This window comes from Nonomuraea sp. NPDC049637 (assembly GCF_040675235.1).
In the GTDB taxonomy this organism is placed as follows: domain Bacteria; phylum Actinomycetota; class Actinomycetes; order Streptosporangiales; family Streptosporangiaceae; genus Nonomuraea.
Genome location: NZ_JBFAOM010000021.1, coordinates 56,131 through 75,613, shown reverse-complemented (window position 1 = coordinate 75,613; position 19,483 = coordinate 56,131). Strand labels below are relative to the sequence as shown.

Annotated in this window: 18 protein-coding genes; 6 read left to right on the top strand and 12 right to left on the bottom strand. The window is 73.1% G+C overall.

From position 1 onward, the window contains the following. Positions 1-10 precede the first annotated feature (10 nt). Positions 11-913 (top strand): LysR family transcriptional regulator, encoded by a 903-nt coding sequence (locus tag AB0J71_RS27355; protein WP_352325030.1) that lies wholly within the window; start codon positions 11-13, stop codon positions 911-913. Positions 914-982: 69 nt separating this feature from the next. Beyond that, positions 983-2,140 (top strand): MFS transporter, encoded by a 1,158-nt coding sequence (locus AB0J71_RS27350; protein WP_364416666.1) that lies wholly within the window; start codon positions 983-985, stop codon positions 2,138-2,140. 36 nt (positions 2,141-2,176) lie between these two features. Here the strand turns inward: AB0J71_RS27350 and AB0J71_RS27345 are convergent, their stop codons facing one another. The 6 genes from AB0J71_RS27345 to lhgO all read right to left on the bottom strand — a co-directional run bounded on the left by AB0J71_RS27345 (position 2,177) and on the right by lhgO (position 9,736). Beyond that, positions 2,177-3,784: a YfjP family GTPase gene (locus tag AB0J71_RS27345; protein ID WP_352325029.1), complete on the bottom strand. Its 1,608-nt coding sequence runs from the start codon at positions 3,782-3,784 to the stop codon at positions 2,177-2,179. After that, on the bottom strand, positions 3,781-5,571 hold the full coding sequence (locus AB0J71_RS27340) for a GTPase domain-containing protein (protein ID WP_364416664.1): 1,791 nt from the start codon (positions 5,569-5,571) through the stop codon (positions 3,781-3,783). Before AB0J71_RS27340 ends, AB0J71_RS27345 begins: the two co-directional genes overlap by 4 nt. Positions 5,572-5,680: 109 nt before the next feature. Further along, complete coding sequence (locus AB0J71_RS27335) at positions 5,681-6,340, bottom strand: response regulator transcription factor (protein WP_357696674.1); 660 nt, start codon at positions 6,338-6,340, stop codon at positions 5,681-5,683. 83 nt (positions 6,341-6,423) lie between these two features. Then, the gene (locus tag AB0J71_RS27330) at positions 6,424-7,836 is read right to left on the bottom strand and encodes a HAMP domain-containing sensor histidine kinase (RefSeq protein WP_364416662.1); all 1,413 of its coding nucleotides are present in this window, start codon (positions 7,834-7,836) and stop codon (positions 6,424-6,426) included. Further along, on the bottom strand, positions 7,836-8,528 hold the full coding sequence (locus AB0J71_RS27325; RefSeq protein WP_352361663.1) for a response regulator transcription factor: 693 nt from the start codon (positions 8,526-8,528) through the stop codon (positions 7,836-7,838). Before AB0J71_RS27325 ends, AB0J71_RS27330 begins: the two co-directional genes overlap by 1 nt. 17 nt (positions 8,529-8,545) lie before the next feature. After that, on the bottom strand, positions 8,546-9,736 hold the full coding sequence (lhgO, locus tag AB0J71_RS27320) for an L-2-hydroxyglutarate oxidase (protein WP_364416660.1): 1,191 nt from the start codon (positions 9,734-9,736) through the stop codon (positions 8,546-8,548). Between the two features lie 73 nt (positions 9,737-9,809). Between lhgO and AB0J71_RS27315 the strand changes: the two genes are divergently transcribed. Then, positions 9,810-10,181, top strand: a complete 372-nt coding sequence (locus AB0J71_RS27315; protein WP_352325024.1) for a hypothetical protein — start codon at positions 9,810-9,812, stop codon at positions 10,179-10,181. Between the two features lie 4 nt (positions 10,182-10,185). On the opposite strand, the gene AB0J71_RS27310 is transcribed toward AB0J71_RS27315, so the two are convergent. Both AB0J71_RS27310 and AB0J71_RS27305 read right to left on the bottom strand, forming a co-directional pair. Continuing rightward, a complete protein-coding gene (locus AB0J71_RS27310; protein ID WP_364416658.1) occupies positions 10,186-11,184 on the bottom strand; it encodes a hypothetical protein in 999 nt (332 codons plus the stop codon). 35 nt (positions 11,185-11,219) lie between these two features. Next, entirely contained in the window at positions 11,220-12,491 is a 1,272-nt protein-coding gene (locus tag AB0J71_RS27305; RefSeq protein WP_364416656.1) for an MATE family efflux transporter, read from the bottom strand. Positions 12,492-12,561: 70 nt separating this feature from the next. Between AB0J71_RS27305 and AB0J71_RS27300 the strand changes: the two genes are divergently transcribed. Beyond that, a complete protein-coding gene (locus AB0J71_RS27300; RefSeq protein WP_364416654.1) occupies positions 12,562-13,530 on the top strand; it encodes an aldo/keto reductase in 969 nt (322 codons plus the stop codon). 164 nt (positions 13,531-13,694) lie between these two features. On the opposite strand, the gene thpR is transcribed toward AB0J71_RS27300, so the two are convergent. From thpR to AB0J71_RS27280, 4 genes are all read right to left on the bottom strand, one after another. Then, entirely contained in the window at positions 13,695-14,252 is a 558-nt protein-coding gene (thpR, locus tag AB0J71_RS27295; RefSeq protein ID WP_364416652.1) for an RNA 2',3'-cyclic phosphodiesterase, read from the bottom strand. Between the two features lie 55 nt (positions 14,253-14,307). Continuing rightward, positions 14,308-15,549 carry an MFS transporter gene (locus AB0J71_RS27290; RefSeq protein ID WP_352320924.1) on the bottom strand — a complete coding sequence of 414 codons (1,242 nt, stop codon included), beginning with the start codon at positions 15,547-15,549 and terminating at the stop codon, positions 14,308-14,310. Positions 15,550-15,572: 23 nt separating this feature from the next. Next, a complete protein-coding gene (locus tag AB0J71_RS27285; protein WP_352320922.1) occupies positions 15,573-16,019 on the bottom strand; it encodes a MarR family transcriptional regulator in 447 nt (148 codons plus the stop codon). A gap of 124 nt (positions 16,020-16,143) precedes the next feature. Further along, positions 16,144-17,517, bottom strand: coding sequence for an NCS2 family permease (locus AB0J71_RS27280; protein WP_364416650.1), 1,374 nt, complete (start codon positions 17,515-17,517; stop codon positions 16,144-16,146). A gap of 154 nt (positions 17,518-17,671) precedes the next feature. Here AB0J71_RS27280 and AB0J71_RS27275 point away from each other — a divergent pair, with 154 nt between their 5' ends. Then, complete coding sequence (locus AB0J71_RS27275) at positions 17,672-17,884, top strand: DUF2530 domain-containing protein (protein ID WP_352320918.1); 213 nt, start codon at positions 17,672-17,674, stop codon at positions 17,882-17,884. A gap of 92 nt (positions 17,885-17,976) precedes the next feature. Continuing rightward, entirely contained in the window at positions 17,977-19,437 is a 1,461-nt protein-coding gene (locus tag AB0J71_RS27270) for an alpha/beta fold hydrolase (RefSeq protein ID WP_364416648.1), read from the top strand. The last annotated feature ends 46 nt before the right edge of the window (positions 19,438-19,483 follow it).

Sequence of the window (19,483 nt, the reverse complement as noted above, 5' to 3'; positions counted from 1 at the left end):
TCCTCGCTGCGTGATTGACACGCGGCGGCTGCGCACACTGCGGGCGGTGGCCGACCACGGCACGGTCACCGCCGCCGCGGCGGCGCTCCACCTGACCCCGTCGGCGGTCTCCCAGCAGCTCGTGGCGCTGGAGCACGAGGTGGGCCACCGGCTGTTCACGCGGGACGGCCGGGGCGTGCGCCTCACCGCCGTGGGCAAGATCATGGTGGGGCACGCCAACGAGGTCCTGGCCCAGCTCGAACGCGCCGAGGCCGAGGTGGCCGCGTACACCACGGGCGAGGCCGGCGAGGTGACCGTGGCCTGCTTCGCCACCGCGATCAGCGCCGTGCTCTCCCCCGCCATCGCCGCCCTGCGCGCCACCGCGCCCGGCCTGCAGGTGCGGGTGCTCGACGCCGAGGGCGACCACAGCCTGGCCATGCTGCTCGACGGCGGGGCCGACCTGGCGGTGACGGTCGAGTACCGGGGCGGCCCCGACGCCGCCGACCGCCGGCTGTCGCGCATCCCGCTGTACGCCGAGCCGTTCGACCTGGTCCTGCCCGAGGGGCATCCGGAGGCGGGGTCGGCCACGCTGGTGTCGCTCGCCGCCGACACCTGGATCGGTCCTTATCCGGGCAACCCCGTGCACGACGTCATCACGTTCGCGTGCCAGCAGGTGGGGTTCACGCCCAACGTCGTCCACTGCTCCGACGACTTCCGGGCCGTGGTCGCGCTGGTGGGGGCGGGCGCGGGGGTGGCGCTCGTGCCGCGGCTGGCGCTGCGGGACATGGCGCTGGCCGGGGTCGTGGTGCGCCAGACGCCGGGCCCCGACCGCCGCGTCTTCGCCGCGACCCGCCGCGGGGCCGACGCGCACCCCCTGCTCCAGCCGCTGTTGTCGGCGTTGCGCACGGTCGCCGCCTCCCTCGCCTCCGACTGACCGCACCGCCGATCCCGGGCGTCGCCGGGGAGCGATCTTGCGGGTTAGCGTGGGCGGGTGGGAAGGGACATGCCGTATCGGGACCTGTTCCGGCTGCCCGGGGCCGGGGCGCAGGCCGTGTCCGGCTTCCTCGCCCAGCTCACCCAGCAGGTCGCGCCCGTGGGAATGGTGCTGGTCGTCCAGGACTCGACCGGGTCGCTGGCGCTCGCGGGCACCTGCGCGGCGGCGTTCTCGGTGGGCGCGGGCATGGGCAGGCCCGTCCAGGGGCGGCTCATGGACCGGCGCGGACCTCGGGTGGTGCTCGCGGCGACGGCGTTCCTGCACGTCGTCGCGTTGATCGCGCTCGTCGCGGCGGCGGCGGCCGGATGGCCGGTGTGGACGTCCGTGGTGCTGGCCTGGGTCGCCGGGGCCGGGTTGCCGCCGATCTCGGTGAGCATGCGCGTCGAGTGGGGGCGGCGGGTGCCCGACGGCGCCCGTACGGCCGTCTACAGCCTGGTCTACCTGGTGCAGGAGCTGGCCATGCTGGCCGGGCCGCCGCTGTTCGGGCTGGTGATCGCGGTGGCCTCGGCGTCCCTGGCGCTGGGGGCGGTGGCGGTGGGGGCCGGGGTGGGCACGCTGGCGTTCTCGCGGGCGTTGCGGGCGGGCGGGGCGGCGTCCGTACGGGAGGGTGGGCGGGTCTTCGCGGACCGCCGGATGCCGGTGCTGCTGGCCGTGGTGCTGCTGCTCGGCGGGACCGTCGGGGCGTTGCAGGTGGGGGTGCCCGCGCTGTCGGCCGCCCGTGGCGTGCCCGCCGCCACCGGGGTGCTGGTGGCGGCGCTCTCGCTGGGCGGCATCGCCGGGGCGGCCGGGTACGCGGCCCGTACGTGGGCGTCCTCGCCGGCGGCGCGGCTGGTGGGGTTGATGCTGGCCCTCGGCGTCGTGCTGACGCCGCTCGCGGTGGTGGGGGCGTTGCCGGTGTTCTGGCTGGTGCTCTTCGCCGGGGGGCTGGTGCTGAATCCGGCGTTGACGACGTCGTCGCTGCTGGTGGACCGGTTCGCGCCGGGGGCACAGGGCGAGGCGTTCGGGTGGTTGTCCACGGCCGTGGGGGTGGGGGGCGCGGCCGGGTCGGGGGTGGCGGGGGTGGCCGGGCAGTGGTTCGGTGCGCCCGCGCCGTTCCTGGTGGGCGCGGCGTCCGCCCTGCTGGGCGCGCTGCTCGCGCTCCCCCTGCTCAGCCGGAGGCACGGGTGACGGCGGGCCTGCTCACGGGGACGCGGGTGACGGCGGTCAGGAGCGGGCTGTGGTGACGGCCTCGGTGAAGCGGGCGTAGCGGTCGAGCTCGGCCGTCACCGGGGCCAGCACGTAATTCCCGGCGACCTCGCCGATGGCGGCGCGCAGGGCACGGGCCGTACGTCTGGCCCGGCGCCGCCCGCCCGCCCACGCGGCCAGCCTGGACAACAACGCGACCACCACCCCGGCCAGCGCGCCGCCCGCCAGCAGCACGGTCGGCCAGGGCACCGCGCCCACGGTCGGGAGCGGCGGCTGCGGCAGGCGCAGGTAGTCCATACCGAACAACACGCCCAGCCACAGGGCGCCCGCCACCATGACGGCGAAGACCAGCCACTGCAGCACGTTCACCATCCGCCACCACCGCGGCCTGCGGGTCGTGCCCGCCGTGGTGCGGCCCACGGCCCGGTCCACCGCGTCGGCCAGCTCCGGGGAGCGCGAGCGCGCGGCCTGCCGCACCGCCGCCGCCCACGGGCCGGGCAGGCCCGCGGCGGCCGCCTCGCCGACGTCCCTGATCGCCGTCTCGACCTGCGCCCGCTGTACGGCCGACGCCGCCGGCACCGACGTACGCCCCACAATCTCCTTGCCCGGCTTCCCCACCCCGATCCTGAGCCTGCGCAACGGGTCAGGACGGAACCTGCGCAACCAGCGGGTGACCGGCCAGCCGGTGGCGACCACGGCCCGGTGCCGGTGCCCCTTGGCCACGGCCTCCAGGACCAGTGGCACCCCGGCGGCCTGGGAGAGCGCGCCGGTGAGCCGCCGGTCCAGCCCGGCCGCCCGCCGGTCGCCGGGGTCCGGCCGCGAACCGTCCGCGGCCAGGTGACCGGCGGCGGCGGTGACGTCGGCGGCCAGGCGGGCGGCCCACGACTCGCGCTCGGCGACCCGGTCGGCGAGGAGCGAGCGCAGCTCCGGCAAGCCCGTCCCGGTCGTGGCGGAGACCGGCAGCACCGGCACGCCCGCCAGCCCGTCCTCCTCCAGGAGGCGGCGCAGGTCGGCCACGCAGCGGTCCACAGCCTGTGGAGGCAGGCGGTCCACCTGGTTGAGCACCACCAGCATCACGTCGCGGTGCCCGGCCAGCGGGCGCAGGTAGCGTTCGTGCAGCGCGGCGTCGGCGTACTTCTGCGGGTCCACGACCCAGACGAGCAGGTCCACCAGCGCCACCAGGCGGTCCACCTCGAGCCGGTGGGAGAGCCGGACGGAGTCGTGGTCGGGAAGGTCGAGGAGGACGAGCCCCGACATCCCGGGCGCCTCGGCGGCGGAGTGGCGGCGCGGGACGTCGAGCCAGTCCAGCAGCGGGCCGGCTCCCTCGCCGTCCCACAGGGCGGCCTGGGCGGTGGACGTCGTCGGCCTGGTGACGCCCACGGCGGCCAGGTCCTCGCCGGCCAGGGCGTTGTAGAGCGAGGACTTGCCGCTGCCGGTCGCGCCGGCGAGCGCGGCCACGGTGTGGTCGACGGAGAGGCTGCGGCGGGCGCCGGCCCGTTCGGCGACGGACCGCGCGGCGGACACGTCCTGCTCGGGGAGGCGTCCTTCGGCCAGCTCGGCGGCCTCCAGCAGGGCGGTCAGCCGGGAGTCGAGCGAGGGCCCCTCCTTGCGGCGCAGCAGCTTCACGGCCCCTCCGAGCGGTCGCGAGGGGGCAACTCGGCTGTGGGAGCCGGCGGAACGGGCAGCTCCGCCGTCGGGGCGGAGGCGGCGGGGAGTTCGGCGCGGTGGTCGTGGACGGCGCGGGCCGCCGCGCGCAGGGCCTCGGCCGTGCCCCTGGGCGGTTCGACGGTCTCCAGCCGGTCGGTGAAGCGGGCGGCCTCCTCCGCCAGCAGCACCCGCACCCGTTCGCGCAGGTCCTCGCGGGCCCGCGTGGTCAGCGAGCGCACGGCCTGGTCGCCGAAGACGGCCTCCAGCAGCTTCTGCGACAACACGCTCGTGCCGCCCGCGATGCCGACCTCGATCCCGGTGAGCCCGCCGGTCGAGGCGAACACGGCCAGCATGAGCAGCAGCCCCGCCCCGTTGACCCCGAACGAGGCCAGCCGGGCGGTGGTGCGTTTCTCCGCCCCCTCCTCGCGTACGAGGTCGAGGACGAACTCCTGCCAGCCGCGCACCGCCGCCTCGGCCCGTCCGGCGAGGTCGGGAGAGGCCCGGCCGAGCCGCGCGGCCTCCATCGCGCCGAGCCGGTCGAGCAGCCCGCCACCGCCCGGCGCGGCCGACCACCCTTCGAGCGCGCGTTCGGCGGCGCCGTCGGCCGCGCCCCTGATCAGTGACTCGACGCCGCTCTCCAGGGCGTCCTTGAGCTCGACGGCGGGGGCGCGGCCGGTGAAGAAGCCGACGATCCGGTCGCGCAGCCATCCCACCCGGCTCTCCAGGGAACGCATGAGGTCGCCGGTGCCGATGAAGTCCTGCCAGCGGGCGAGCACCTCGCCACGCAGCAGGGACCCGTCGCGCATGCCCTCGTCGAAGTCGGCCATGCCGCCCGCGTACGCGCCGGTCACGATCGTGCGCAGCCCGTCGAAGGCGGCCTGCTGGCGTTCGACGGCCGTGGCCAGCGCGGGGACGCGGGTGTCCAGGCTGTCCAGGGCCCCCGACAACGTCTGGCGGACGACACGGGACCGCTCGGCGGCGTCGGCGGCCAGCCCCGTGAGCCAGGAGACGATGGGCCGCACCGACTCCTCCGGCAGCCGCGCCTTCTCGTCGGGCAGCGCGGCCTCGGGCACGGTGAACAGCCGGGTGCCCGGCAGGCCGTTCTCCACCAGGAGCCGGTCGAGGTCGCGCGAGACGGGCTCGACGGCCTCGGGCGCGATCCGGTCGAGGACGACGGCCAGGGCCGTGCTGCGTTCGCGGGCCGAGCGCAGGAAGCTCCAGGGCACCTCGTCGGCGTACCGGGCGGCGGTGGTGACGAACAGCCACAGGTCGGCGGCGGCGAGGAGCTGCGCGGCCAGCTCCCGGTTGGAGGTGACCACGGAGTCGATGTCGGGGGCGTCGAGCAGCGCCAGCCCGGCGCCCAGCGCGTCGGAGGCGACCACGCGCAGCGCGCCCGCGCCGCCGCCGGAGTCGCCGGTGGCGCGGGACAGGCCGGGCAGCACGTTCTGGCCGGTGAACCAGTCGTGGTCGGCCGGGTTGACGACGAGCGTGGGCACCAGCGTGGTGGGCCGCAGCACGCCTGGCTCGGCCACGTCGGCTCCCACCAGCGAGTTGACCAGCGTGGACTTGCCCGCCCCGGTGGACCCGCCGACGACGGCCAGCAGCGGCGCGTCGATCGCCCGCAGCCGCGGCAGCAGGTAGTCGTCGAGCTGCCCGGCCCGCTCGCGCAGGGCACGCCGGTCCGCCGCGGCCTCGCCGATCGCCAGCGGGAACAGCTCGCGATCGAGCGGGCGGCGCAACGACTCCAACGCCCCCAGCAGATCCATAGGTGCCAACCCCGCTTCCCGCGGTACGCCGCTCGACACCTCGCGCCCGCAGGTCCACGCTACGGTGAGCGCCCGGGGCGGTCCACCGGCCGGGGCCGCGCGGCGGGGATCAACCGGCGGGCGGCGGCTCCCTGAGCACGTACCCGACGCTGCGCAGCGTGTGGATCAGGCGGGGCTCGACGTCGTCCACCTTGCGCCGCAGGTAGGAGACGTACGACTCGACGACGCCGGCGTCGCCGCCGAAGTCGTAGTTCCACACGTGGTCGAGGATCTGCGCCTTCGACAACACGCGGCCGGCGTTGACCATGAAGTAGTGCAGCAGCTTGAACTCGGTCGGGGACAGCCGTACCTGGCGGCCGGCCCGCCAGACCTCGCGGGCGTCCTCGTCCAGCTCCAGATCGGCCACCTTCAGCCGGCTGACCGGAGCCCCCTCCGTCCTGGTACGGCGCAGCACCGCCCGGATCCTGGCCTGCACCTCCTCCAGGCTGAACGGCTTGGTGACGTAGTCGTCGCCCACCCGGAGGCCGGCGATCTTGTCCTCGGTGGCGTCCCGGGCGGTGAGGAACAACACGGGCGCGTCGATGCGCCTGGCCACCTCGAACCCGTCCAGGTCGGGCAGCATGACGTCGAGCACCACCAGGTCGGGCGCGGCGCGTTCGGCGACCTCGACGGCCTCCTGCCCGTCGGCGGCGGTCAGCACCTCGAATCCGGAGAAGCGCAGGCTGGCGGAGAGCAGGTCCCTGATGCTGGGCTCGTCGTCCACCACCATGATCAACGCCTCGCGGACCTCGCGGAGCTCGGGTTTCGTCACGATTCCAGGGTGACCCAGGCAGCTGAGGGTTAGCTGAAGGCTCACTCCAAGGCGAGTGGGAGTTCGACCCGGAAGGTGGAGCCCTCCTCGGGCGAGCTGGTCAGCGTCACGGTCCCGCCGTGGGCCTGCACGAGCGCCTGCACGATGGCCAGGCCGAGCCCGCTGCCGCGGTCCTCGGAGGAGCGGCGGCGGCTGCGCGCGGAGTCGGCGCGGTAGAACCGTTCGAAGACCCGCTCGACCTGCTCGGGCGGCAGGCCGGGGCCGCTGTCGACGACCTCGGTGAAGACCGTGTCGTCGGTCGCCCCGGCCCGGACGACGATGGGGGTGCCGGGCTCGGTGTGCACGATGGCGTTGGTCATGAGGTTGCTGATGACCTGCCGCAGGCGCACCTCGTCGCCGGAGACGATGAGCGCCGCGCCGCCGACCACGTCCAGCTTCACCGTACGGTCGGGGGCGAGGATCCTGGCCTCGTGCACGGCGTCGGCGACCAGGGCCAGCATGTCCACCGGGCGCATCTGGAGCGGGCGCTGCTGGTCCACCCTGGCCAGCAGCAGCAGGTCGTCCACCAGCAGGCTCATGCGCCCGGCGGCCTTCTCCACGCGCTGCATCAGCTCGGCGGGGTCGGCGCCGGGGTTCTGGCGGGCGTACTCGGCGAAGCCGCGGATGGAGGTGAGCGGGGTGCGCAGCTCGTGGGAGGCGTCGCCGACGAACTGGCGCATGCGGTCCTCGGAGCGGCGGGCCGCCGCCTCCGACGCCGAGCGCGCGGCGAAGGCGGTCTCGATCTGCGCGAGCATGCCGTTGAGCGACCTGGCCAGGCGGCCCACCTCGGTGCGGGGGTCGGCGTCCGGCACCCGGCGGCCGAGCTCGCCGCCCGCGATGGCCTCGGCCGTGCGCTCGATCTGGCCGAGCGGACGCATGCTGCGGCGCACGATCGTGACGCCCGCGACCGCCAGGATGAGCAGGATGCCGCCGCCGCCGAGCAGCTCGATCAGCACGAGCCGCCGGGTGATGGCGTCCACCTCCTCCAGGTCCACCGCGACGACAAGCGTGCGCCGCTGGATCTCGCTCTGCAGCACCCGCCACTCGCCGTCGCCGCCGGCGGCGGGCGCGGTGTAGGCGTCCTCGCCGGGCGACTCGCGCAGCACGGGCTTGGGCTTGGCGTCCACGTCGCGGTCGCGCAACATCGGGACGAACGCCTCACCCGGCTCCTTGACCAGCGCGATCGCGTCGGACTCGATGAGGATCGGGCGGTCGGGGGTCTCCCTGTCCCGCCGCCAGTCGCTGACGACCTTCTTGTGCATGCGCACGCTGAGCAGGTTGAGCTGGCTGTCCACCCGGTCCATGAGGTAACCGTGCAGGACCGAGACGCTGACCAGGCCGACGAAGGTCATGCCGCAGCCCAGCAGGGCCAGCATCGCCGCGATCAGCTTGACCCTCAGCGGCAGGGCTCTCATCAGGGGCTCGGCGGCAGGCGCAGCACGTATCCGACGCCCCGCAGGGTGTGGATGAGCCGGGGGCTACGGTTGTCGATCTTCCGGCGCAGGACGGACACGTACGACTCCACGATGCCCACCTCGCCCCTGAAGTCGTAGTCCCAGACGTGGTCGAGGATCTGCGGCTTGGACAACACACGGCCGGCGTTGGTCATGAAGTAGCGCAGCAGCTTGAACTCGGTCGGCGAGAGCGAGACGGCGTTGCCGCCGCGCCAGACCTCGTGGCTCTCCTCGTCCAGCTCGATGTCGGCGAAGGTCAGCCTGGGCGGCGCGGCCTGCGCGTCCCCGCTCGTGCGCCGGAGCACCGCGTGGATCCTGGCCACGACCTCCTCCAGGCTGAACGGCTTGGTGACGTAGTCGTCGCCGCCGATCGTGAGCCCGCGGATCTTGTCCTCGGTCTCGTCGCGGGCGGTCAGGAACACGACGGGCGTGTGCAGGCCGCCGCTCCGCATCCGGCGGACGATCTCGAACCCGTCCAGGTCGGGCAGCATGACGTCGAGCACGACGAGGTCGGGCCGGTGCCGTTGCACGGCGTTGACGGCGTCGAGGCCGCTCTTGGCCGTGGTCACGTCGAAGCCGGCGAACCTCAGGCTCGCGGCGAGGAGTTCGAGGATGTTGGGGTCGTCCTCGACTATCAGCAGGCGTGATTCCATCACCTCCAAGGATGCCCTCATCGGGAGAGTGCTGGAACAATTCCGGCAATATGCCGGGCAATTGCCAGGCTTGACGTCGCCGCGGGCGAGGGCGCGTTGCGCACCAGGACCACGCTCCCGTGGACGTCCACCACGAAGTCGTCCACCAGCCGGCCGTCCCTGGCGACGGCCTGGGCGCGCACGCCGCCGCCGGTCCTGACGAGGTCGGCGGCGGTGAGCTCGGGCACGTACCGCCGGGCGGCCCGGACGAACGCGCTCTTGACGAGCGAGCCGTAGACCTCCCTGATCCCGGTACGCCAGTGGGTGCGAGCCATGCGAAGTGTCCCCGGCCAGCGCACAATTTGACCGAAATTTCGTACATCTCGCCATCTGTAGCCTTCGTAGGCCAAGGCCAGCACCGCGTTCGGCCCCACCAGCACCTCGTCGTCGATGTGCCTGGTCAGATGCACGCCCAGGAACGGGTACCGCGGGTCGGGCACCGGGTAGATCAGCCCGCGCACCAGCTCCCTGGCCGTCCCGGCCAGCGCGTAGTACTCGCCCCGGAACGGCACGATCCGCACGTCCCCCGCCGCCCCGGCCATCCTGGCGACCGCGTCCGTGCCGAGGCCGCCGCAGACCACCAGCCGGTCGAAGGTGAACCGCCGCCCCCCGGCCAGCACCTCGACGCCCCTCGACGTCTCGCGGATCGCCCGGACGGCGTGCGACAGGCGGACCGAGCCGCCCGCCCTGGCCACGTCGAGGGCGAGCGCGCGGGCGACGGCGGGGAAGTCGGCGATGGCGGTGTGCGGCGAGTGGATCGCGGCGACGCCGACCGCGTGCGGCTCGATCTCGCGCAGGCCGAGGCCGTCCAGCTCGGCGACGTCCGGCACGCCGTTGGCCCGCGCCCGCTCGGCCAGCGCGCGCAGCGGCGCCCGCTCGGCCCGCGTGCTCGCCACGACCAGCTTGCCGACCTCCCGGTAGGGCAGCTCGTGCTCGGCGCAGTACGCCTTGAGCAGCGCCACGCCCTCCCGGCACAGCCTGGCCTTGAGCGAGCCCGGCGGGTAGTAGATCCCGGCGTGCACGACGCCGCTGTTGTGCCCGGTCTGGTGGGCGCCGACGCGCGGCTCCTTGTCCAGCACGGTCACCTCGGCGCCGCGGGCGGCGGCCAGCTCCCGCGCCACGGCCAGTCCGACGATCCCGGCGCCGACGACACCGATCTTTTCCGTCACACACCTGATTTTCCTGGTAAAGGCCACCCTGCCGCCATACCTGGGCGAATCGAACATGAGTACGATGGCCTTCATGTACGTCCCGCCAGAGTGGCCCGCCGAGGTCCGCCCGCCCAGCGTCCCCGACTGGGAGACCTCGGCGGTGGCCTGGCTGCTCGACGCGGTGCCGCCCGACTACCGGGCCTACGAAGTGCTGCGGCGGCACCCGGTCGCCCTGGCCAGCATGGCCAGGCATCACGTCCGGTCGGCGGTGGAGGCCGCCCGCGCGGGCTATCGCGGCGCGGCCGTCGATCTCAAGGGCCACCTGCCGCCGCACGCCGTCGAGGCCGTGCTCGACGCCTACCGCGAGGAGGGGCCGCGGCTGGTGCGCCTGTCGCGCTCGATCGAGGTGGTCGAGCGCGCGCTGCGCGGCGACATGTTCACCGCGACCATGCGCCACCCCTGACGGCTCACCGGGTGCGGCGCGCGATGAAGGTGATCACCCCGGTCGCGCCCGCGGCCGCGGCCAGCCAGATCAGCACGTCTTTGGCGGTCAGGCCGCTCGGCTCGCCGGTGTCGGACGGCCGCGCGCTCTCCTGGGCCGCGACGGGCTTCGGCGTGGGGGTGCGCGTGGCCTGGGCGCGCTCGGGCAGCGGCACCCGGTAGACCGGGCTGTTCGGGCCCTCCGAGCCGACCAGCAGGGCCTTGCCGTCGGCGGTGTAGGCGATCGACTCGGCCTGCCGCAGCTCCGGCATCGGAACCCTGGCCAGCGTCTCCCCCGACGGGCGGTAGAGGGTGGCCGAGAAGTACGTGCGGATGACGTAGGAGGAGCCGTCGGGGGCGTAGGCGGCGTCCGTGGCCATGATCGGGGCCGCGGCGACCCGGCGCAGGATGTTGACCTTGTCGGTGCGGAGCTTCTTCGGCGCGGCGTAGACGGACCCGGAGAACTCCTTGGACACGACGTAGAGGCGGCCGGTGCGCGGGTTGATCATGATGCCCTCGGCGTTGCGGCCGCCGCCGGCGTAGCGGAAGCGGTAGCGGGTGGCCGGCAGCGTGGCGTCCCGGAGCGTGCGCGGCTCGGCGACCTTGTAGATCGACACGTCGGGCCAGGCGCCGTCGAGGTTGTCGCCGATGTCGGCGAACCAGAGCGTGCCCTGCCCGGTGTCCGGGTCCCTGGTCGCGGCCATGGCCTCCCAGTCCCTGGCCTGCGCGCCGCGCAGGTTGAAGGTGGCCTTCGTCCGCCCGTCGGCGCCGACCGCGTAGAAGACGGGGGCGGCGGAGCTGTCGTTGTGGGTGTAGAAGACGTCGTCGTGCGTGGGCGACTCGGCCAGGCCGCTCGACTCGGTGATGGCGCGGTCCTTGAACGTGAACAGCTTCTCCGGCCCGTCGTCGTCGGCCCACGCCGGAGCCGCCGACAGCGCGAACGTCGCCGCCACGGCGGCCAGGACCCGGAACACGACATCCCCCACCTCGCCATCATGCCCCACGGCCGCGCCCGGGAGGCTCAGGCCACCGCCTCGGCCGTGCCCACGCGGGCGCTGTGACGGCGGAACCCGGCCCCCTGGAGCACCACGAGCAGGCCGTTGGCCGCCGCCATGGCCGCCCAGAGCCCGGTGATGCCCCACGTCCGCGCCACCGGCACGGCCGCCGCCAGGAGCACGCCGTAGCCGAGGACGAAGTAGGCCAGGCTCGCGCCGGACCTCTTGAGCGCGGTCAGCCCCATGCCCTGCACCGCCTGCGCAGCGTCGGCCAGCGACGACACCAGCATCAGCGGCAGCAGCGCGAGGGCCCGCTCGCGTACGGCGGCGTCGCCGGTGAACAGCCCGAGCACGCGCTCGCCGAGCAGCAGCAGCACCAGGGCCGCGGCCAGCGTGCCGACGACGGCGAGCAGCGCGGCGGCGCGGTTGGCCCGCCGCGCCCCGGCCGGGTCGCCGGCGCGGGCCACCTCGGGCACCGACGCCTGCGCGACGGAGAGCGAGACCAGCATGATGAGGCCGGTGAGCGTGGTCAGCACCGCGTGCGCCGCGGTGTCGCGGGCGCCGGTCGCGCCCGCGGCGAACGTGACCACGCCGAGCACCCCGAACATGATCAGCACGGTCGCCGCCAGCGGCACGCTGACCCTGGCCAGCCGGACGATCTCGGCCACCCTGGGCCGCCCCTGGCCGATCGGCCGCCCGAGCGCCCGGCGCAGCAGAAAGCTCGCCACGACCGCGGCCACCATCCCGGCGGCCACCCAGGCCACGCCCACGCCGTCGAGGCCGTGCCGCGGCGCCAGCACCGCGGTCAGCGCGCTCAGCAGCACGCCGAAGGTCAGGCTGGGCCACAACACGTCGCGGCTGCGCCCGAGCGCCACCAGGATCGTGCTCGCGCCGCCGGTCGTGGCGAAGACCAGCAGGTAGGCGGCCAGGAACCAGGGCAGCAGGCCCAGCTCGCCGACCACCTCGCCGGGCACCCCGCTCACCCGCGCGAGCGCGGGCACGCAGAGCACCGCGAGCGCCCCCAGCGTGCCCGTGACCAGGCTGAGCCAGCGCGCGTCCCGTACGACGGGCACCGCCGCGCCCGGATCGTCCCGGTACGGCGCCACAAACGGCCCGAGCCCCCGCAGCGCGCCCTGCACGGCGGCGGTGGCAGGGGTGAGCACCGCGCTCATCACCGCGAAGGCGGCCAGCGCGACCGTCTCATGGTTGCCGAGCACGGACGTGACCACCAGCGTGCCCATCAGGCCGGTGACCATCGCCAGGAAGACCGGCAGCGCGGCGCGGAGCAGGGCGATCACGAGGACCCCGCGCAGATCATGAACTCACCCTATGGCCTGGAGCGCGCTCCAGGTATTTAGTGTGGACCCCATGGACTATGTCAACCTCGGACGCAGCGGCCTCCAGGTGAGCCCGCTCTGCCTCGGCACGATGAACTTCGGCCCGCTGACCTCGGAGGAAGACTCCTTCGCGATCATGGACAAGGCCCACGAGCTGGGCATCAACTTCTTCGACACCGCGAACGTCTACGGCTGGAAGAGGGGCGAGGGCATCACGGAGAACATCCTGGGCCGCTGGTTCGCCCAGGGCGGCGGCCGGCGCGAGCGCACGGTCATCGCGACCAAGCTCTACGGCGACATGGGCGACTGGCCCAACGAGCGCCGCCTGTCGGCGCTGAACATCCGCCGGGCCTGCGACGCCTCGCTGAAGCGCATGCAGACCGACTACATCGACATCTACCAGGCCCACCACGTCGACCGGAACACACCTTTCGAGGAGTTCTGGGAGGCCATGGAGGTCCTGCGGCAGCAGGGCAAGGTCATCTACGTCGGCTCGTCCAACTTCGCGGGCTGGCACATCGCCAAGGCCCAGGAGGCGGCGGCGCGGCGCGGCACGTTCGGGCTGACCAGCGAGCAGAGCCACTACAACCTGCTCACCCGGGCGGTGGAGCTGGAGGTGCTGCCCGCCTGCGAGGACTACGGCATCGGCGTGATCCCGTGGAGCCCGCTGGCCGGCGGCCTGCTCGGCGGCGTGCTGCGCAAGATCGACAAGGGGCGGTCCGCCTCCGACACCATGGTTCGGGAGCTGGACAAGCACCGGGACAAGATCGAGGCGTACGAGAAGCTCTGCGACGAGCTGGGCGAGGACCCGGCGTACGTGGCGCTGGCCTGGCTGCTGCGGCAGCGCGCGGTGACCGCCCCGATCATCGGCCCGCGCACGCTGGAGCAGCTCGAAGGCAGCATGCGCACGCTGGAGATCGAGCTGGACGAGGCCACCCTGGCCCGCCTCGACGAGATCTTCCCCGGCCACCGCACCGCCCCGGAGGACTACGCCTGGTGACGCCGTGACCGGCCGGGCCCGGCACGACCACGGGCCCGGCCGCTCGGGGCGGCTCAGGTCAGCAGGCGGCTCAGGTCAGCAGGGCGCCGAGAAGGACGATCAGGAACAGCAGGCCGAGCACGAGGGGCAGCAGCCAGGGGCGAGGACGGTCCACGCCCTGGAGCCTAGCCCCGCTTCACCGGTGCGAGCGCCCAATCGCCGAGTGACTCGTACCTCACCTGGGGCCCGGTGTGGCTGCGGAACAGGTGCAGCCGCTCGGCCCGCCACGGCGACCCGGCGAACCCGGCCAGCGACTCCACCAGCTCTCGCAGGTCGGTGTCGGTCCGGGCCCTGGCCAGGGTGAGGTGGGCGTGGAACCGTTTCTCGTCGGTCTGCACGGCCCCCGCGCGGCGGCCGGCCGCGCGGGCCGAGTCGGCCAGCCGGGTCATGGGGTCGCCCGCGACCCCGGCCCAGAGCACCCTGGCCCGCCGCGCCGAGGAGAACGCCCCGGCCCCGGCGAGGGCCACGTCGAGCACCGTGTGCCGGTGGGCGGCCCGCTCCAGGCGCACCTGGAGGTCGGGCAGCGCCCGTTCGGGCACCTCGCCGTAGAAGGCCAGCGTGACGTGCCAGGTCGGGCGGCCGGCCCAGCGCAGCCCCGGCACCTGCCCGACGTACGGCGCCACGGCCCGCTCGACCTCGTCGAGCGCCTCCTCAGGCGGGACCACGGCCGCGAAGAGCCTCATGTCATGCGATTGTCCCCGGACGGGGACGGATCACGCCATCGTCATGCCCCCGGGGTCATGCCATCGCGAGCGCCGGCCTGGCCATCCGGTTGCCGATCAGCTTGGTCACCAGCACCGCGAGCCCGGTGCCCACCAGGACGAGCACGCCCGACAGCAGCACGCCGGTACGCGGCCCGCCCAGCTCCGACAGCCACCCGATCAGCGGCGCCCCGATGGGCGCGCCCCCGGTGAAGACCAGCATGTAGATGCCCATGACCCGGCCCCGCATCTCGGGGGACGTGGCGATCTGCACACTGGCGTTCGCGGCCGTGTTGATGGTGATCAACGCGATGCCGGTCGGGACGAGTAGCAGCAGATAGACCGGGTAGAAGGGGGCCAGCCCGGTCAGCACCTGGAACAGCCCGAACCCGATCGCCCCGGAGAAGAGCACCTTGCGCGAGAGTCTGGCCCGCCGCGCCGCCAGCAGCGCGCCGCCCAGCGCGCCCACCGCGAACATGCTGGAGGCCAGCCCGAACGACGACGCCCCCGCGCCGAACACCTCGCGGGCCATCAGCGCGATCGACATCGAGAACGACTGCGAGAACATCGACACGAAGGCGATCAGCAGTATCGGCATGAGGAGCTCCTCGCGCCGCAGCACGTACCGCAGGCCCTCCCTGAGCTGGCCCTTGGCCCTGGGCACCGGCTCGGACAGGTTGAGCTCGGACTTCCGCATGAAGACCAGGCTGGAGATCACCGCGCCGAAGGTGAGCGCGTTGATCAGGAAGATCGGTCCGGTGCCGCCCAGCACCGAGATCAGGATGCCGGCCAGCGCGGGGCCCACCACGCGGGCGAGGTTGAAGATGGAGCTGTTCAGGGCGATGGCGTTGGGCAGGTCCTGCCGTCCGACCATCTCGACCACGAACGCCTGCCTGGTCGGCACCTCGACGCAGGAGATCAGGCCGAGCAGGAACGCCATCACGAACACGTGCCAGACCTGCGCGGCGCCGGTCATGGTCAGCACGCCGATGGTGAGCGCGAGCACCGCCATCATCGACTGGGCGGCGATGAGGATGGGCCGCTTGGGGTACCGGTCGGCGAGCACGCCGCCGAAGAGCCCGAACAACAACATCGGCAGGAACTGCAGGGCGGTCGCCAGGCCGAGGGCCGCCGCGCTGCCCCCCACGCCGTGCGGGCCCTTGGTCAGGTCGAGCACCAGCCAGTCCTGGGCGGTGCGCTGCAGCCAGGTGCCGACGTTGGAGACGGCGCCACCTGCCGCGAACATGCGATAGTTGCGAACCTTGAGCGACCGGAACATCCCGGTCTTGGGTTGCTCAGGCTCTATATCTTGCTGAGCTTCTCCAGGATCGGCGCCGCCTGCCGCAGGATCGACCGCTCCTCCGGCGAGAGCTCCTTCAGCCGCTGTGTCAGCCACGCCTCCTTGCGGCGGCGTTCCTCCTTCAGCAACGTCTGGGCGGCCTCGGTCACGGTCACGGTCACCTGACGCCGGTCGGTCGGGTGCGGGGTGCGTGCGACCAGGCCGCGTTCCTCTAGCGCGGCGATCACGCGCGTCATCGAGGGCGGTTGCACCTTCTCTAGCTCGGCCAATTCGCCGGGGGTTATCCCGGAATGCCGTTCCACGGCGGCGAGCGTCGCGAACTGGGTGGGCGTCAGCGAGTGCGCCGCCGCCTGACGCCGGAGTCGCCTGGTCAGCCTTGCCATCGACACGCGCAGGGCTGAGGCCAGGCCCGCGTCGCTGCGCAGGTCCATCTTGGGCTGGGTGTTCATTAGCACGTCTCATTACCTTTGCTAACTATATGCGAAGGCAAGATATTTCCCTAGGTCAGGTTCGTCTCACTCCTTGATACCCCGAAGCCGCCCCACATGCGCGGAGCGGCTCCTGGTGTCGAGGTCAGAGACCGATCGCGGCCCGGATCGGGCCGATCGCGAAGTACAGGACGAACAGCGCGGTGACGCCCCACATGAGCGGGTGGACCTCGCGCGCCTTGCCCCGCACGACCTTGACCAGCACGTAGCTGATGAAGCCGGCGCCGATGCCGTTCGAGATGGAGTAGGTGAACGGCATGACGACGATGGTGAGGAAGGCCGGGATGGCGATCTCGTAGTCGTCCCAGTCGACGTCACGGATGGCGGTCATCATGAGGAAGCCGACGACGACCAGCGCGGGCGTGGCGGCCTCGTAGGGCACGACGGCGACCAGCGGCGCGAAGAAGATGGCGACCAGGAACAGCGCACCGGTGACCACGCTGGCCAGACCGGTCCGCGCGCCCTCCCCGACGCCGGCGGCCGACTCGATGTACGTGGTGTTCGAGGAGACCGAGCCTGCGCCGCCCGCCGCCGCGGCGATCGAGTCGACGAGCAGGATCTCCCTGGTCCGCGGCAGCGTGCCGTCGGCCTGGACCAGGCCCGCCTGACGGCCGACGCCGACGATCGTGCCCATCGTGTCGAAGAAGTCGGTGATCAGCAGGGTGAACACGAACAGCACGGCCAGCAGCACGGAGATCCGGCTGAAGGCGCCGATCGGGTCGAACTCCGTGAACAGCGTCAGCGGGTTGTGGAAACCGAAGATCTTGTCGGCCGAGGGCAGGGCGGGGACGTTGAGCTGCCAGCCGCCGGCGTTCTTGGGCGAGGCCGCCCCCACCTTGGTCAGCGCCTGGACGACGATCGCCAGCACGGTCGAGCCGACGATGCCGATCAGGATCGCGCCCTTGACCTTCCGCGCCACCATGGCGGCCGTGGCCAGCAGGCCCACGATGAACACGAACACCGGCCAGGAGGTGAGCTGGCCGCCGATGCCCAGCTCCAGCGGCGTGCCCGCGGCCTTGCGCACGAAACCGGCGTCCACGAAGCCGATCAGCGCGATGAACAGGCCGATGCCGACGCTGATGGCGGTCTTGAGCTGGGCCGGGATGGCGCGGAACACCGCCGTCCGCAGGCCGGTCAGCACCAGGATCGCGATGATGACGCCTTCGAGGAAGACCAGGCCCATGGCCTCCTCCCAGGTCATCATCGTGGCGATGTTGAAGGTCACGAAGGCGTTCAGCCCGAGCCCGGCGGCCATCGCGAACGGCACCCGGCCGACCAGGCCCATGATGATCGTCAGGACGCCGGCCACGAACGCCGTGCCCGCGGCGACCAGCGGCACCTGCGGGGTCGTGCCGTCACCGATGACCTGGCCCTCGATGTCCTTGCCGTAGGCGAGGATGATCGGGTTCAGCACCACGATGTAGGCCATCGTGAAGAACGTGGCCAGGCCGCCGCGCACCTCACGGGAGATCGTCGAGCCTCGTTCAGAGATTGCGAAGAAACGGTCTATTGCATTACGCATGTCACTCACGCGCCGAAGAGTGACAGTAGTGGTGAGCTGGGAAAAGTGTCCGCAATCGGATCGAGACCCGATTGGAAGCTAGGCTGGACACGTGAAGCAGCAGTGGCGCCCCGATCCCGAGCCGATCAAGACCAACGACACGGCCGCCGTCGGGGCCGGCACCGCCCTGTGGGCCGTCGCCCTGATCGTCCTGCTGATCTTCCGCCCGGCCCCCGAGAACACGTGGTGGATCTGGACCTGCGTCACCGGGGTCGGCTTCGGCCTCTTCGGCATGTGGTTCGTCAGCCGCCCGCGCCGGGGTTGACATTCATCATCTTCCGGACATCTCCGAAGTCATCAGGAACCCATGTCTCCCTCCACTACCTGGGCGGACACCGTCCCGGCAGGCTGGTCAGCATGAAGAAGGCGATGTTGACGATCCTGCTGGGCGCCGCCGTCCTCGCCGGCTGCGGCACCACAGGTGAGCCCGCGAAGCAGACCGGGCCCGGCAAGGGCGCCGTCGCCTGGAGCCCGTGCACCGGGCTCACCGGGCCCGACAGCAAGCCGCTGCCCGAGGACGAGGCCGTCCAGTGCGGGGCCGTACAGGTGCCCCTGGACTACGGCGATCCCGGCGGCCGGAAGATCGATCTGGCGCTGATCCGCGTCAAGGCCACCGGCGACCCGCTCGGCTCGCTGGTCTTCAACTTCGGCGGGCCCGGGGCGTCCGGCGTGGACACGCTGGCCCAGGCCGCGAAGGCGTTCGGCAGCCTGGGCACCCGCTACGACCTGGTCAGCTTCGACCCCCGCGGCGTCGAGCGCAGCGCGGGCGTCAGGTGCGGCGGCCGGCTCGACGCCCTCCTCGCCGGGCCCACGGGGGCCGCCGGCGAGGCGATGTCGCAGCAGTTCGCCGCGGCCTGCGAGAAGGACTCGGGCGCGATCCTGCCCCACGTGGGCACCGTGAACGCCGCCCAGGACCTCGACCGCATCAGGACGGCCCTCGGCGAGCGGCGGCTCAACTACTTCGGCTTCTCCTACGGCACCCACCTCGGCGCCGTCTACGCCACCCGCTTCCCCGCGAACGTCGGCCGCTTCGTCCTCGACGGCGCCTTCGACCCCACGGTCAGCTTCGAGCAGCGCGCCGTCACCCAGGCCACCGGCTTCGCCCACGCCTTCGAGGCGTTCGCCGAGGACTGCGTGGCGCAGACCTGCGACCTCGGCAAGGACCCGGCCGCCGTGCGGAGCGCCGTCGAGAAGCTGCTCGTCGGGCTCAGGAGCAAGCCGCTCAAGGTCGGCGACCGGCAGCTCACCTACGGCCTGGCCCAGCTCGCCGTCATCACCCCGCTGTACGCCAAGTCGGCCTGGCCGGTGCTGGAGCAGGCCGCCGCGGCCGGCATCAAGGGCGACGGCGCCACCCTGCTCGCCCTGGCCGACGCCTACACCGGGCGGCGGCCCGACGGCACCTACTCCACCATGATGACCAGCCTCCAGGCCATCACCTGCGCCGACACCACCGAGCGCCCGACCGCCGCCGACATGGCCCGGGTCGACGCCAGGATCAAGAAGATCTTCCCCATCCTGTCGGCGGAGGGCACCGCCACCGTCTGCGGCCACTGGCCCACGCCCGGCGACGACGCGGCCAAACGCATCGACGCCACCGGCTCGGCGCCCATCGTGGTCATCGGCGGCAAGGGCGACCCGGCCACGCCGTACGAGTGGGCCACCGCGCTCAACGCCAAGCTGAAGACCGGCGTGCTCATGACGTACGAGGGCGAGGGGCACGGCGCCTACCTGAGCGGCGACAGGTGCGTGACGCGCACGGTGGACGCGTACCTGCTGAACGGAAAGGTGCCGGCGGCCGGCACCACCTGCGCGGCCTGACCGCGGCGGGCCGCCCCCGCGACCGGGGAGGCGGCCCGCCGGTCTC